Genomic DNA, 14,820 nt, shown 5'->3' on the forward strand with positions numbered 1-14,820 from the left:
AAACCGGTGATGCCGGTGCCCGCAGCACGCCCGCGGGGCGCTAGAATTCCCGCTGCAACCCCGCACGGTTCCGAGTGAACCCGACAAACCATGACCTACTGTGTTGCCATGCGGCTCGACGCCGGCCTGGTATTCCTTTCCGATTCGCGCACCAATGCCGGTGTCGACGCGATTTCCACCGCGCGCAAGATGACGGTGTTCGAAGAGCCCGGCGACCGCGTGATGGTGCTGCTGACCGCCGGCAACCTGGCCATCAGCCAGTCGGTGCGCCAGATCCTGGCCGAGGGGCGGGACGAGAAGCGCTCGCTGTGGACTGCGCGGGACATGTTCGAGGCAGCATCCATCGTCGGCGATGCCGTGCGCCAGGTGCACAAGCGCGATGCCCATGCGCTGCGCGATGCCGGCATCGAGTTCAATGTCAGCCTGATCTTCGGCGGTCAGATCCGCGGCGAGCGCGTGAGACTGTTCAACGTCTACGCGGCGGGGAATTTCGTCGAGGCCACGCCCGAGAACTGCTATTTCCAGATCGGCGAGGCCAAGTACGGCAAGCCGATCATCGATCGTGTCGTGCATCCGTCGCTGCCGCTTGGCGAGGCCGCCAAGTGCGCGCTGATCTCGATGGATTCGACACTCAAGTCGAATATCTCGGTGGGCCTGCCGCTGGACCTGCTGGTCTATGAGGCCGACGCGCTGCGGGTCACGCGCTTCGTCAATATCGACGAGAAGAACGCGTACTTCCGCATGATCCGCGACACCTGGGGGCAGCGCCTGCGCCAGGTGTTCGGCGAGATCAACGACCCGGAGTGGGATGCCTCGCGCGAGGCCGAGTTTCCGCTGGCGCGCATGGGCGAGGCCGACCGCTGGGGACAGCCGGTGCGGGCCAAGCGCGAGCGTTCGCGCACGCAGGACTGAGCGGGGCAGGGCAATGCGCGAGATCATCCATTTTTCCCATGCCAACGGTTTTCCGGTGTCGACCTATCGGAAGCTGTTCGCGGAACTCGAGGACGATTTCGAGTTCCGCGCCGTCGAACGCTACGGGCACAGGCCTGAATACCCGGTGACGCGCGGCTGGCCGCACCTCGTCGAGGAACTGCTTGATTCGCTGCAGCACCAGTACCGCGAGCCGGTGTGGCTGGTCGGGCATTCGCTGGGCGGTTTCCTGTCGCTGATGGCCGCACTGCGGCGCCCGGAGTGGGTGCGCGGCGTGGTGATGCTCGATTCGCCGATCATCGCCGGCTGGCGCGCGTCGCTGCTGAAGACCGTGCAGTGGCTCGGCATGGACGAGAAGCCCGGCCCGGCTGCTGTCACCAGGAACCGCCGCACACGCTGGCCCGATGCGGAAGCGGTGTGGGAGCATTTCCGTTCCAAGCCCAACTTCGCGGTATGGGATCAGGAGATGCTGCGCGACTATGCGCTGCACGGCACCGAGCCGACCGGCAAGGACAGCGAGCGCCAGCTGCGCTTCAACCGCGAGGTGGAATACTGGATCTACCGCACCCTGCCGACCAGCCTGGGCCGCAAGGTGGCGCGCGGCGCGCCAGTGCCGGTCGGCTTCGTGGCCGGCACGCGCTCGCGCGAGGTGCGGCAATGTGGTCTTGCCGCCACGCGCAAGCTTGTCGGCGAGAACCTGCGCTTCATCGAAGGCGGCCATCTGTACCCGATGGAACGGCCGCTGGAGACGGCGCAATTGATCCGCGAACTCATCGCGGGAATGCGGCGCGACGGACGCTGAGCGGCAAGCGGCGGATGCGCCGCAGGCGGGCATCCGGACCGGCGCGTGTCACAATTTCCGGGCCTGCGGGGGACGGGGTCTCATGTATAATCCCGATTTCCCCGGCAAGCTCGGTTTATGACCAAATTCGTCTTCGTCACCGGTGGCGTCGTCTCTTCTCTCGGCAAGGGCATCGCTGCTGCCTCGCTCGCGGCCATTCTTGAGTCGCGCGGCCTCAAAGTCACCCTCCTCAAGCTAGATCCCTACATCAACGTCGATCCCGGCACGATGAGCCCCTTCCAGCATGGCGAGGTGTTTGTCACGGAAGACGGCGCGGAAACCGATCTCGATCTCGGCCACTACGAGCGCTTCGTGTCGGCCAAGATGCGCAAGTCGAACAACTTCACCACGGGCCAGATCTACGAATCGGTGATCCGCAAGGAGCGCCGCGGCGAATACCTGGGCAAGACCGTACAGGTGATCCCGCATATCACCAACGAGATCCAGGCGTTCATCGAGCGGGGCGCCGCCGCCTCGCACGACGGCAAGGCCGACGTGGCACTGGTGGAAATCGGCGGCACCGTGGGTGACATCGAATCGCTGCCGTTCCTGGAAGCCGCGCGCCAGATGAGCCTGCGCATGGGCCGCAACCGCTGCGCGTTCGTGCACCTGACGCTGGTGCCGTTCATTGCCAGCGCCGGCGAGCTGAAGACCAAGCCGACGCAGCACTCGGTGCAGAAGCTGCGCGAAATCGGCATTTCGCCGACCGCACTGCTGTGCCGCGCCGACCGACCGATTCCGGACGACGAGCGCGCCAAGATTTCGCTGTTTGCCAATATCCCGCAGGACGCCGTGATTTCGGTGTGGGATGCCGACAGCATCTACAAGATCCCGCAGATGCTCAATGAGCAGGGCCTGGACCGCCTGATCTGCGAAGAGCTGCGCCTGGACCCGAAGCCGGCCGACCTGTCGATGTGGCAGAAGCTGGTCAACGCGCAGGAAAACCCGCAGCACGAGATCACCATCGGCATGGTCGGCAAGTACGTCGACCTGACCGAGTCGTACAAGTCGCTGATCGAGGCGCTGCGCCACGCCGGCATGCATACCGCCACGCGCGTGAACATCGAGTACATCGATTCCGAGGAGCTGGAATCGGGGCACCTGGAAGTGCTGGCCCCGCTGGACGCCATCCTGGTGCCGGGCGGCTTCGGCAAGCGCGGCACGGAAGGCAAGATCCGCGCGATCCAGTACGCCCGCGAGAACAAGATCCCGTACCTGGGCATCTGCCTGGGCATGCAGCTCGCCGTGATCGAGTTTGCCCGCCATGTGGCCGGCATGGGCGACGCCAACTCGACCGAGTTCAACCTGGAAACCGAACACCCGGTGGTCGCGCTGATCACCGAGTGGGTCGACCGCGAAGGCAAGGTCGAGCAGCGTTCGGCCAATTCGGACCTGGGCGGCACCATGCGCCTGGGCGCGCAGCGCGTGCCGGTGAGGGAAGGGACCAAGGCGGCGTCGATCTACGGTGCCGAGGTCAACGAACGCCACCGTCACCGCTACGAGGTCAACAACCACTATGTGCCGATGCTCGAACACGCCGGCATGGTGATCTCCGCGCGCACGCCGACCGAGAACCTGCCCGAGATGATGGAACTGCCGGAGTCGATGCACCCGTGGTTCGTCGGCGTGCAGTTCCACCCGGAATTCACCTCCACACCGCGTGACGGCCATCCGCTGTTCAAGGCCTACGTCGAAGCCGCGCTGGCCGGCCAGCAGCGCAAGGGCGCCTGAAACCGGGCGCCGAGCAGGAGACTGTCATGAAACTCTGTGGATTTGAGGCTGGCCTCGACAAGCCGTTCTTCCTGATCGCCGGCCCGTGCGTGATCGAGTCAGAGCAGATGGCGCTGGATACCGCCGGCGAGCTCAAGAAGATTACCGGCGAACTGGGTATTCCGTTCATCTACAAGTCGTCGTTCGACAAGGCGAACCGTTCGTCGGGCAAGTCGTTCCGAGGCCTGGGGATGGAGAAGGGCCTGGAGATCCTGGCGACCGTGAAGCGCGAGATCGGCGTGCCGGTGCTGACCGACATCCACGAGATCGATGAGGTCAAGCCGGTGGCGGCGGTCGTGGACGTGCTGCAGACGCCGGCGTTCCTGTGCCGCCAGACCGATTTCATCCGCGCTTGCGCCCAGAGCGGCAAGCCGGTGAACATCAAGAAGGGCCAGTTCCTGGCGCCGCACGACATGAAGAACGTGATCGACAAAGCCCGCGACGCCGCGCGCGAAGCCGGCCTGCCGGACGACGTCTTCATGGCCTGCGAGCGCGGCGTGTCCTTCGGCTACAACAACCTGGTCTCGGACATGCGCTCGCTGGCGATCATGCGCGAGACCGGCGCCCCGGTGGTGTTCGACGCCACCCACTCGGTGCAGCTGCCGGGCGGGCAGGGCACCAGTTCGGGCGGCCAGCGCGAGTTCGTGCCCGTGCTGTCGCGTGCGGCCGTGGCCACCGGCGTGGCCGGGCTGTTCATGGAAACGCACCCGGACCCGAGCAAGGCCATGTCCGATGGCCCGAACGCGGTGCCGCTGTCGCGCATGAAGGAACTGCTGGCCGTGCTCAAGGACCTCGACACGCTGGTCAAGCGTGCCGGCTTCCTTGAAGACAACTTCGGCTGGCCCGCCTGCGCCTGAGCAGGCCCCCGGTTTGTCGCGGCCGCTGGTCCGGCCGTGACAAACCGTATCGAAAGACAATACAAAACATCGGGAGATACAGCATGGCCGCGGGCTATATCATCGCGTACATCGACGTGACCGACCCCCAGCAGTACGAGGCATACAAGGTGCTTTCCAGCAAGGCCATGCAGATCCATGGCGCGGAAGTGCTGGTGCGCGGCGGCAAGGCCGAGAACCTTGAGGGGGAATGGGCGCCGACCCGCGTCGTTGTACTGAAGTTCCCGAGCTTCGAAGCCGCCAAGGCCTTCCATGATGGGGAGGCTTACCGCGCTGCCCGCAAGGCACGCGAGCATGCGGCGCACATGAACATGATCGTTGTCGAGGGCGCGGCCTGAGCCGCCGAGCCTTTTCCAGGCGCGTGACATCGCCGTGACACGCGAGCAGGTTGCAGTAATCAGCAGCAGCAAGAATCAACAGTCAGAGAGGAATTCATGAGTGCAATCGTAGATATCATCGGTCGCGAGGTTCTCGACTCGCGCGGCAACCCCACCGTCGAATGCGACGTGCTGCTGGAATCCGGCGTGATGGGCCGCGCGGCAGTGCCGTCGGGCGCTTCGACCGGTTCGCGCGAAGCCATCGAGCTGCGTGACGGCGACAAGGGCCGCTACCTGGGCAAGGGCGTGCTGAAGGCGGTCGAGCACATCAATACCGAGATCTCCGAAGCCATCATGGGCCTGGACGCTTCCGAGCAGGCCTTCCTGGACCGCACCCTGATCGACCTGGACGGCACCGAGAACAAGAGCCGCCTGGGCGCCAACGCCATGCTGGCCGTGTCGATGGCCGTGGCCAAGGCTGCCGCCGAAGAGGCCGGCCTGCCGCTGTACCGCTATTTCGGCGGTTCGGGCGCCATGCAGATGCCGGTGCCGATGATGAATATCGTCAACGGCGGCGCGCACGCCAACAACAGCCTGGACATCCAGGAATTCATGATCATGCCGGTGTCGGCGACCAGCTTCCGTGAAGCCCTGCGCTGCGGCGCCGAGGTCTTCCACGCGCTGAAGAAGATCCTGGCCGACAAGGGCATGTCCACCGCCGTGGGCGACGAGGGCGGCTTCGCTCCGAACTTCTCGTCCAACGAGGAGTGCCTGAATACCATCGTCCAGGCCGTCGAGAAGGCCGGCTACCGTATGGGCGAGGACGTGCTGCTGGCGCTGGACTGCGCTGCGAGCGAGTTCTACCACGAAGCCGAAGACGTGTATCAGCTCGAAGGCGAAGGCCTGAAGCTGTCGTCGACGCAGTTCGCCGACTACCTGGCCAACCTGTGCGACAAGTTCCCGATCGTGTCGATCGAGGACGGCATGGCCGAAGGCGACTGGGATGGCTGGAAGACGCTGACCGAGAAGCTCGGCACGCGCGTACAGCTGGTGGGTGACGACCTGTTCGTGACCAACACCAAGATCCTGAAGGAAGGCATCGAAAAGGGCATCGGCAACTCGATCCTCATCAAGATCAACCAGATCGGCACGCTGACCGAGACGTTCGCCGCCATCGAGATGGCCAAGCGCGCCGGCTACACCGCCGTGATCTCGCACCGTTCGGGCGAAACCGAAGACAGCACCATTGCCGACATCGCCGTGGGCACCAACGCCGGCCAGATCAAGACCGGCTCGCTGTCGCGTTCGGACCGCATCGCCAAGTACAACCAGCTGCTGCGCATCGAGGAAGACCTCGGCGATATCGCCAGCTACCCGGGCAAGAGCGCGTTCTACAACCTGCGCTAATGCCTGCGGTTGTCGTCCCCGCGTAGGCGGGGACCCAGTGGCTTTCAGCGACGCTGGATTCCCGCCCACGTGCCCTTTGGGTATGCGCGGGAATGACGTGGTAGACGTGGTAGTCATGAAAATGGTGGTGGCACGGAATTTATTCCGGCCACCACCATTTTTTGTATCGAATTCTGCCTGGCATTGCCTTCCGGCCCGAGTTCGCAGATCATTGTGCGGAAATTTCCGTCCGCCACGCCTCATGCGCCTGATTTCTTTGCTGTTGTTCGTACTGCTGCTTGCCATCCAGTATCCGCTCTGGCTCGGCAAGGGCGGCTGGCTGCGAGTCTGGGAACTCAACCGGCAGGTGCAGGAGCAGGCCACGCGCAACCAGACGCTGAAGCTGCGCAATGCCAAGCTGGAAGGGGAAGTGAAGGACCTGCAGGACGGTACGGGCGCCATCGAGGAGCGCGCCCGCTACGAGCTTGGCATGGTGAAGGACGGCGAGGTGTTCGTGCAGTTCGTTGCGCCGGCGCCGAAGGTCAGCGCCACGCCGCCGCTGCCGCCACCGCCACCGCCGAATTCCACTGCGGCCACCGGCCGCCACTGAGCGCCAGTTGGCCGACCAGCCCCGCAGCGGGCGGCCTTTCCATCGTTACCACCAGTACGGGTAGCCGCCCCAGTAGCCGGGCGAGCTGAAGCTCACGCCGCCACCCCAGTGGCCGCCGCCCCAGCCTCCATAGAACAGATTCCAGCTTGTGGTCGGATAGGCGTACGCGCGGTAGGCTGCTTCGTAGGCCTGCTGCTGGCGGATAGCTGCTTCCTGGTCGCGCAGGATCTGCTGGTTCAGGGCATCGAGTTGCTGCTTCTGCTCGACGGTCAGTGGGGCGGTAGCCGCGGCATCCGGGGCCAGGCGGGCCGTGGCAGGGGTCCCGTTGAGATCGCGCGGGACCGGTGCGGCGCAGCCGCCGGCCAGCAGCGTGGCAACCAGCAAGGCTGGCAGAACAGGCAGGGAGCGGGTAAGGCGGGCGACGAGCATGGCGGCGACGAATGGCGAGTCGGAACATCGGGCGCCAACTGTTTTGGAGCTGGCGCCGTCGATAACAGCTTAGCTGTTGGACTTGCGCCCTGCAGGGTGGTTCGCCCCCGACATGTCCGCCAAATTACCGGCCCGGTAGGCCGATTTGGGGTCAGTGTTGGTGATGCGCGCCTTCGCCAGCACCAGTGGCGACGTGGGCATGCGTGAACAGCTGGGCGCAGTCCACGGCATCGAATTCGTAGCGCTGGCCGCAGAAATCGCAATGGATCTCCACATTGCCGCGCTCGGCCACGATGCTGTCGATTTCTTCCTGCCCCAGCGACTGCAGCATGCCCGCCACCTTGGCGCGCGAGCACGAGCACTGGAAGTGCGGGGTGAGCGGCTCGAAGACACGCAGGCCGGTCTGTTCCAGGTCTTCCCAGAACAGTCGGCGCAGCAGCGTGTCCGGCGTCTCGGCCAGCAATTCGTCCGATTTCAGGGTGTTGCCGAGCTGGCAGGCGCGGTCCCAGGTGTCCAGGTCCTGCGCGCGGCCGTGCCCCGACAGGGCGGCGCCGGTTTCGCCGACTTCCTGCGTGCCGCCGTAGGACGGCAGCTTCTGCAGCAGCATGCCGGCCGCGGCATGGTCGTCGGCGGCCAGCCACAGGCGCGTGTCGAGCTGCTCGGAGGCCTGCATATAGTGCTCCAGCACGGCGCTCATGCTGGCCAGCGGCCCGTGGGCGTCCGCCAGCGGCACGATGCCCTGGTAGGGCTGCTGGCCCGGCAGCTTGTCCTTCGGGTCGAGCGTGATGGCAAAGCGGCCGTGGCCGTGGACATTGACGAGGTCGGCCAGCGTTGCGTCGTCGTTGATCTGCACGCCTTCGGCCAGCTTGGCCGTGGCGCGCATCGACAGGTCGGACAGGCACTCCACCACCAGCATGCGCACCGGGCCGTCGCCATGCAGCTGCATGACGAGCGCGCCGTTGAACTTGAGGTTGGCCGACAGCAGCGCGGCGGCAGCCATCATTTCGCCCAGCACGCGCCGCACCGGCGCGGGATAGGCGTGGCGGTTCAGCACTTCGCGCCAGGTGGCTTCCATGCGGACCAGTTCGCCGCGCACGGGGGCCGCGTCGAACAGGAATTTCTGCAGGGTGTCGGTAGTGGTCGTATCGGTCACAATAATCTGTCTGTCAATCGGTTGTAGCCGCGGCGGCGCGTGTCAGTCGATCCGCTTGAGCTGTTGCTTGTACATGGCCTGGCGCGTGGCGTAGGTCTCGGCATTGCGATAGAGGTTGGCCACGTCCTGGTCGGTCAGTTCGCGCACCACCTTGGCCGGCGCGCCGAGGATCAGCGAGCGGTCCGGAAATACCTTGCCTTCGGTTACCACGGCCCCGGCGCCGACCAGGCACTCCTTGCCGATCACGGCACGGTTCAGCACCACGGCCTGGATGCCGATCAGCGAGCCCTCGCCGACCGTGCAGCCGTGCAGCATGGCCTGGTGGCCGATGGAAACCTTGTCGCCCAGCGTCAGCGGGCAGCCCGGGTCGACGTGCAGCACGGAGCCTTCCTGGATGTTGGTGTCCACGCCGACCATGATCGGTTCGTTGTCGCCCCGGATCACCACGCCCGGCCATGCACTGGCGCGCGACTTCATGGTCACGTTGCCGATGATGGTGGCTTCGGGAGCCACGTAGGCGTCCTGGTCGATATTGGGAACGAGTTCGCCGAGCTGGTACAGCGCCATGGAATCTCCTGCACGAAGGTAGTTATCTGGGGATTGCCGCCGGCCTTTAAAGAGTCCGGGGAGTTGCCGCGGCCGGCCTTGGCGCCGGCACGCCGCATGCGGGGCCGGGCGCGCCCGGCGTGGCTCTACAATGGCGGCAGACCGGATTTTACGCCCATGCCAGAGATTTCACCCGCCGCCCGTTTGCCTGATCCTTCACAAACGCTTCGCCGGCAGGCGCTTGATGTGCTTTGCCTGACCGATGCGCGGGACAAGGCCAATGCCGCGCGTGCACTTTTCCGGCGTGTCGCGGACGCCGACGCCGGCCGTCTGGGCACGGAAGACCACATTAATGCCGTGCTGCCCATTCCGGGCCGCCCGCCGCAGCCAGAACTGGTGCCGCCACAACAGGTCGACCGTCGCCGTTCCCTGCATACCGACGCTGGCCGCGCCGCCATGATCCACGCGCTGTGCCATATCGAATTCAACGCCATCAACCTGGCGCTTGACGCCGTCTGGCGCTTTCCGGGCATGCCGGCGGACTATTACCGCGACTGGCTGCGCGTGGCCGACGAAGAGGCGCTGCATTTCACGCTGCTGGCGGACCATCTCGGCACGCTGGGCTTCCGCTACGGCGACTTTCCCGCCCACAACAGCCTGTGGGAAATGTGCGACCGAACCGCAGGTGATGTGCTGGCGCGCATGGCGCTGGTGCCGCGCACGCTGGAGGCGCGCGGGCTCGATGCCTCGCCGCCGGTGCGCGCGAAGCTGGCCGGGGCGGGCGACCACGCCGCGGCTGCCATCATCGATATCATCCTGCGCGATGAAGTGGGGCACGTGGCCATCGGCAACCATTGGTACCGCTGGCTGTGCGCGCAGCGCGGCATCGACCCGGTATCGACCTACGCCGCGCTGGCGCAGCAGCACCGCGCGCCGAAACTGCGAGGCCCGTTCAACCTCGATGCGCGCCGTGCCGCAGGCTTCGATGAGGATGAGCTGGCGTGGCTGGAGGCCTCTGCCGGCTAGCGCTTGTCGGCCGCGCGCTCCTGCTCCAGCAGTCTGAGCACGCGCCGCTGGACCTTCCCGGTGGTGGTCATCGGCAACTGGTCGATGAACTCGATCTTCTTCGGATACTCGTAGGGCGCAAGCTGGCCGCGCACATGCTCCTGCAGCGCAGCCACCAGCGCCGCGTCGCTGTCGAACGAGCGCGCCACGGAAGGCGTCAGCACGATGAAGGCCTTGACCACGGCGCCGCGCTCGGCGTCCGGCGAAGGCACCACCGCGCAGTTGGACACAGCCGGATGCTTGAGCAGGCAGTTCTCGATTTCGCTCGGGCCGATGCGGTAGCCCGATGACTTGAAGACATCGTCGGCACGGCCCTGGTACCAGAGGTAGCCGTCGGCGTCGACGCGCGCCAGGTCGCCCGTGCGGCACCAGCGCAGGCCGTCGCGCTCCACATATCTCGAGGCAGTAGCCGCTTCGTTCTTCCAGTAGCCGAGGAAGAAGACCGGGTCGGCGTGACCGTGGATGTCGGTGGTGCAGACCGCGACCTCGCCGTCCTCGCCGGGTGCGCACGGCCGGCCTTCGTCATCGATGACCTGTACGCGATGGCCCGGGTAGGGCCGTCCCATCGACCCCGCCCGCGCCGGCCAGCCCAGGCGCGATTCGTCATGCTGCGCCGTGCAATTGCCCACGATGTAATTGATCTCGGTCTGGCCGAACATCTCGTTGACGACCACGCCCATGGCGTCGCGGCACCAGGTAAAGACCGTTTCGCCGACCGCCTCGCCGGCGCTCATCAGCGCACGCAGCTTCAGCGTGTAGCGCTGCCGCGGTTCGGGGCACGCCTTCATCATCTGCTTCAGCGCCGTTGGAAACAGGAACGTGTTGGTGACGGCGTAGCGCTCCAGCAGTTCGAACGCGCGCTCGGCCGAGAACCGGCCCTGGTAGCCGACAATCGGCTTGCCGAAATAGAGCGCCGGCATCAGCGCATCCCACAGGCCACCGGTCCAGGCCCAGTCCGCCGGACTCCAGAACACATCGTCGTCCTGCGGATACCAGTTCTGCGAGCAGACGAAGCCGGGCAGGTTGCCGATCAAGGCACGGTGCGGGATCAGCGCGCCCTTGGGCGGGCCGGTGGTGCCGCTGGTGTAGATCAGCACGGCGGCTTCGTTGGCCTTGGTCTGCTCGGCCGTGAACGTCGGCAGCTGCGCGGCAAGCAGGATGTCCCAGTCATGATCGCCGCGGCCGCGCGCGTCGCCGGCGGCGATCACGGTGGCCAGCGTCGGGCATTCCGGGCGTGCGGCAAGCACGTTGTCGATCGAGGTCTCGTCGGCGATCGCCACGACGGATTCGCTGTGGCCGATGCGGTAAGCCAGCGCCTCGGGACCGAACAGCATCGACAATGGCGTGGCGATGGCACCGAGCTGGGAGATCGCCATGTAGGCAATGGCCGTTTCGATACGCTGCGGCATGACGATGGCGACGCGGTCGCCGCGCTGCACGCCGACCCCGCGCAATGCCGCCGACAGGCGATTCGCTTCCGCCTGGAGATGCGCAAAGCTGAACGCGTCGCGACGCCCGTCCTCGTGTTCGGTATAGATCGCGAAGCGGTCGGCAGTGGCCGGATCGCGCGCCCAGCGGCCGCAGCAGGCCTCGGCCAGGTTGAAGTGCTCGGGTACCTGCCAGCGGAAGGTGTCATAGAGCGCCTGGTAGTCGTCGCGCCGGGTCGCCGGCAGGGCCACTGCAGCCATGCTGCTGTCTCCTTTGAGTGTCGCTATAATTCTGCGAACGATCGTTCTATTTTATGCGGGCTTCCACGCCGGCCCCCGGGGCCGCGCAAGGCAGGGAAAGTCTGCAACCAGGGGAGACAAATGACTATCAAGGAAACCTCGCGCTCTGAATTTATCACGTTGCGCGGCCTGCGCTACCACGTGCGCCAGTGGGGAACTCCTGGGGCGCCCAAGCTGTTCATGCTGCATGGCTGGATGGACGTGGCGGCTTCGTTCCAGTTCCTGGTGGATTGTCTCGAGCGCGAGTGGCACGTGATCGCGCCCGACTGGCGAGGCTTTGGCGAAACCGACTGGCCGACACGCTATCCGGGCACGCAGTCATACTGGTTTGCCGACTACATTGCCGACCTGGAGGCGCTGCTCGACCACTACCAGCCCGAAGGGCAGGTTGACCTGGTGGGACATAGCATGGGCGCCAACGTGGCCTGCCTGTATGCGGGCATCCGGCCCGAGCGCGTGCGCCGGGTAGTGGATCTCGAAGGGTTTGGCATGACGCAGACGCGCGCCGGGCAAGCGCCGAAGCGCTATGCACGTTGGCTCGACGAGTTGCGCGAGAGCCCGGAATTGCGTACCTACGACGATGCGGCCGGCGTGGCGGCGCGGCTGCAGAAAACCAATCCGCGCCTGCCGGACGACCGTGCGGCGTTCCTCGCCGAGCACTGGTCGCGCCGCAACGAGGCCGGGCGCTGGGAAATCCTTGGCGATCCCGCGCACAAGCTGGTGAATCCGGTGCTGTACCGGCTCGATGAGGTTATGGCGATCTGGGCACAGGTGAGCGCCCCGGTGCTGCATGTGGAAGCGCGCGATTCGGAAACGCTGCGCCATATCGCCCACAAGCAGACGCTTGACGAATTCCGCGAGCGCTTCCGCGCATTTCGCGATTTCCGTGAAGCGATCATCGATGACGCGGGCCACATGCTGCATCACGACCAGCCGGCCGCAGTGGCGGCGCTGATCGAATCGTTCTGCGCCTGAGCCCGGTACTGCCGCGCCTCAGGCGTGCGTGAGCTTTTCCTTGAGGGCCGCGTTGTTGCTGGTGTGCACATGCACCAGCGACTTCTCCGGAAACGCGTAGTGATAGGCCTTGCGCAAGGCCAGCGCTGCTTCGTGGAAGCCGGACAGGATCAGCTTCTGCTTGTTGGCGTAGTAAGCGATGTCGCCGGCCGCAAAGATGCCGCGCCGCGAGCTTTCGTAAGTAGTGGTGTCAACGAGGATGCGGCCGGCGCGCATGTCCATGTCCCAGTGTGCGATCGGGCCGGGCTCCGAGACGAGTCCGTAGAGCGCCACCAGTTCGTCCACGGGCAGGGGCTGGACGCCGTCGCGGCTGCGGACCTCGATCTCGGTGAGCGCGGCATCGGTGCCGTCCCCGGCGGTCTTGAGCGCGCTGAGCATGCCGACGACGAAATCCATCTCGCCGGCCGCCACGGCTGCATGCATTTCGGCCACCGTGCCGTCGGCGGCGCGGAAACCGTCGCGCCGGTGCAGCAGCGTCACGCGCGCGGCGACCTTGCGCAGGGCCAGCGCCCAATCCAGCGCGGAGTCGCCGCCGCCGGCCACCACCACGCGCTTGCCGGCGAATCGCGATACATCGCGCACGGCGTAATGCACGTGACGGCCTTCCAGCGCCGGGGCCTCGGGCAGCGATACGCGCTGCGGCGCGAAGGCGCCGGCACCGGCGCAGACCAGCACGGCGGCCACGTTAAAGCGCTTGCCGGTGTCGGTGGTCACCAGCAGGCGCGGATGGCCGTCGCCCTGTACGGGCAGCACTTCGGTCACGCTTTCGGCGCGCTGGTTGAAGTGCATCGGGAAGGCGAATGGCGCGCACTGGTCCAGCAGGCGGTCCACCAGCTCCTGGGCCAGGCAGCCCGGAACGGCCGGGATGTCGTAGATCGGCTTCTCGGGGTACAGCTCGGTGCACTGGCCACCGGCGCGATCCAGTACATCGATCAGCTCGCATTTCAGGCCGAGCACGCCGGCCTGGAATGCGGCGAACAGGCCAACCGGGCCCGCACCCACGATCAGCACGTCGGTGGTGGTGGTGTCGGCGGCGACGGGCAGGGGAGTGGTGTTGTCGGTGGGCATTGGCTGGGTGCGGCAGGCAGGTAGGTAATCCGAAACCCGACTATACCGCGCCGCCGGCGCGATTCCGCCGACGCCAGCGTTGCCGGCAAGGGCATTTCCGTTGCGGCGGCGAACGTGGATGGGGCCAGCCCGAAAGCACATACGGGAGTAGAATAGCCACATGCCCGACCCGCACACCCTTAACGCCGATCTGCACTGCCATTCCACCGTGTCCGACGGCACGATGTCGCCACGCGCCGTTGCCGAGCGCGCGCATGCAGGCGGTGTGCAACTGTGGTCGCTCACGGACCATGACGAGGTCGGCGGGCAGGCGGAAGCGCGTGCCGCTGCGGAGGCGCTGGGCCTGCGCTATGTTCATGGCGTCGAGATTTCGGTGACCTGGGCCGGCCAGACCGTCCATATCGTCGGCCTGCAGATCGATCCGTTCTGCCCCGCGCTGGTCGACGGGCTCGCCGACACGCGCTCGGGCCGCGCACGGCGCGCGCGCGACATCGGCGACGCGCTGGCGAAGATCGGCATCGAGGGCGCTTATCGGGGCGCGCTGCAGCACGTCGGCAATCCCGACCTTATCTCTCGCACGCATTTTGCCCGCTGGCTGGTGGACCAGGGCTACTGCGCCACGATCAGCGACGTGTTTAGCCAGTACCTGTCCGAGGGGCGGCCCGGCTATGTGGGCCACCGCTGGGCGAACCTTTCCGATGCCATCGGCTGGATCCGCGCGGCGGGCGGCATCGCCGTGATGGCCCATCCGGGCCGCTACAACTACACCGATACGCAGCACGACGCGCTGTTCGACGAGTTCACGGCGCTGGGCGGCCGTGCGGTCGAAGTGGTGACAGGCAGCCATACGCCGGACCAGTACCGGCGCTATGCCGACGTGGCCCGCCGCTACGGCCTGCTGGCGTCCCGTGGCTCGGACTTCCACGGTCCCGGTGAAGGCCGCGTGGAGCTTGGCGCGCTGCCGCCGTTGCCGCCGACGGTGACGCCTGTATGGCACGACTGGTAGCCGGCCCCAGCTGCCGGGCTGGCGCGGGCGACGGTGCCTGGCTGCCGGCCTCGAACCCTGCC

Annotated in this window: 15 protein-coding genes; 10 read left to right on the plus strand and 5 right to left on the minus strand. The window is 66.3% G+C overall.

The genetic code is table 11. The features are described 5' to 3' along the window. Positions 1–90 precede the first annotated feature (90 nt). The 7 genes from LDO29_RS02980 to ftsB all read left to right on the plus strand — a co-directional run bounded on the left by LDO29_RS02980 (position 91) and on the right by ftsB (position 6,750). Positions 91–912 carry a peptidase gene (locus LDO29_RS02980; protein ID WP_224078293.1) on the plus strand — a complete coding sequence of 274 codons (822 nt, stop codon included), beginning with the start codon at positions 91–93 and terminating at the stop codon, positions 910–912. Between the two features lie 13 nt (positions 913–925). Then, positions 926–1,732 (plus strand): alpha/beta fold hydrolase, encoded by an 807-nt coding sequence (locus LDO29_RS02985; RefSeq protein WP_224078294.1) that lies wholly within the window; start codon positions 926–928, stop codon positions 1,730–1,732. Positions 1,733–1,849: 117 nt separating this feature from the next. Then, positions 1,850–3,502 (plus strand): CTP synthase, encoded by a 1,653-nt coding sequence (locus tag LDO29_RS02990; RefSeq protein ID WP_224078295.1) that lies wholly within the window; start codon positions 1,850–1,852, stop codon positions 3,500–3,502. A 26-nt stretch (positions 3,503–3,528) separates the two neighbouring features. After that, the gene (kdsA, locus tag LDO29_RS02995) at positions 3,529–4,398 is read left to right on the plus strand and encodes a 3-deoxy-8-phosphooctulonate synthase (RefSeq protein ID WP_224078296.1); all 870 of its coding nucleotides are present in this window, start codon (positions 3,529–3,531) and stop codon (positions 4,396–4,398) included. 83 nt (positions 4,399–4,481) lie between these two features. Then, the gene (locus LDO29_RS03000) at positions 4,482–4,775 is read left to right on the plus strand and encodes a DUF1330 domain-containing protein (protein ID WP_224078297.1); all 294 of its coding nucleotides are present in this window, start codon (positions 4,482–4,484) and stop codon (positions 4,773–4,775) included. Between the two features lie 96 nt (positions 4,776–4,871). Next, entirely contained in the window at positions 4,872–6,161 is a 1,290-nt protein-coding gene (eno, locus tag LDO29_RS03005) for a phosphopyruvate hydratase (protein WP_224078298.1), read from the plus strand. A 241-nt stretch (positions 6,162–6,402) separates the two neighbouring features. Further along, the gene (gene ftsB / locus LDO29_RS03010; protein ID WP_224078299.1) at positions 6,403–6,750 is read left to right on the plus strand and encodes a cell division protein FtsB; all 348 of its coding nucleotides are present in this window, start codon (positions 6,403–6,405) and stop codon (positions 6,748–6,750) included. 45 nt (positions 6,751–6,795) lie between these two features. Here ftsB and LDO29_RS03015 read toward each other — a convergent pair whose 3' ends face one another. The 3 genes from LDO29_RS03015 to LDO29_RS03025 form a co-directional block, all read right to left on the minus strand. Further along, positions 6,796–7,179 carry a YckD family protein gene (locus LDO29_RS03015; RefSeq protein ID WP_224078300.1) on the minus strand — a complete coding sequence of 128 codons (384 nt, stop codon included), beginning with the start codon at positions 7,177–7,179 and terminating at the stop codon, positions 6,796–6,798. A gap of 151 nt (positions 7,180–7,330) precedes the next feature. Next, complete coding sequence (hslO, locus tag LDO29_RS03020; RefSeq protein ID WP_224078301.1) at positions 7,331–8,332, minus strand: Hsp33 family molecular chaperone HslO; 1,002 nt, start codon at positions 8,330–8,332, stop codon at positions 7,331–7,333. A 42-nt stretch (positions 8,333–8,374) separates the two neighbouring features. Further along, positions 8,375–8,899, minus strand: coding sequence for a gamma carbonic anhydrase family protein (locus tag LDO29_RS03025; RefSeq protein ID WP_224078302.1), 525 nt, complete (start codon positions 8,897–8,899; stop codon positions 8,375–8,377). Positions 8,900–9,055: 156 nt separating this feature from the next. Between LDO29_RS03025 and LDO29_RS03030 the strand changes: the two genes are divergently transcribed. Further along, positions 9,056–9,904 (plus strand): ferritin-like domain-containing protein, encoded by an 849-nt coding sequence (locus LDO29_RS03030; RefSeq protein ID WP_224078303.1) that lies wholly within the window; start codon positions 9,056–9,058, stop codon positions 9,902–9,904. On the opposite strand, the gene LDO29_RS03035 is transcribed toward LDO29_RS03030, so the two are convergent. Further along, positions 9,901–11,631: an acyl-CoA synthetase gene (locus LDO29_RS03035; RefSeq protein WP_224078304.1), complete on the minus strand. Its 1,731-nt coding sequence runs from the start codon at positions 11,629–11,631 to the stop codon at positions 9,901–9,903. The genes LDO29_RS03030 and LDO29_RS03035 overlap by 4 nt on opposite strands. A gap of 120 nt (positions 11,632–11,751) precedes the next feature. Here LDO29_RS03035 and LDO29_RS03040 point away from each other — a divergent pair, with 120 nt between their 5' ends. After that, on the plus strand, positions 11,752–12,645 hold the full coding sequence (locus LDO29_RS03040; protein ID WP_224078305.1) for an alpha/beta fold hydrolase: 894 nt from the start codon (positions 11,752–11,754) through the stop codon (positions 12,643–12,645). Positions 12,646–12,663: 18 nt separating this feature from the next. Here the strand turns inward: LDO29_RS03040 and LDO29_RS03045 are convergent, their stop codons facing one another. Then, positions 12,664–13,752 carry an NAD(P)/FAD-dependent oxidoreductase gene (locus tag LDO29_RS03045; protein ID WP_224078306.1) on the minus strand — a complete coding sequence of 363 codons (1,089 nt, stop codon included), beginning with the start codon at positions 13,750–13,752 and terminating at the stop codon, positions 12,664–12,666. Between the two features lie 160 nt (positions 13,753–13,912). Here LDO29_RS03045 and LDO29_RS03050 point away from each other — a divergent pair, with 160 nt between their 5' ends. Then, positions 13,913–14,758: a 3',5'-nucleoside bisphosphate phosphatase gene (locus LDO29_RS03050; RefSeq protein WP_224078307.1), complete on the plus strand. Its 846-nt coding sequence runs from the start codon at positions 13,913–13,915 to the stop codon at positions 14,756–14,758. The last annotated feature ends 62 nt before the right edge of the window (positions 14,759–14,820 follow it).

Source organism: Cupriavidus laharis (genome assembly GCF_914271435.1).
GTDB lineage: Bacteria > Pseudomonadota > Gammaproteobacteria > Burkholderiales > Burkholderiaceae > Cupriavidus > Cupriavidus laharis.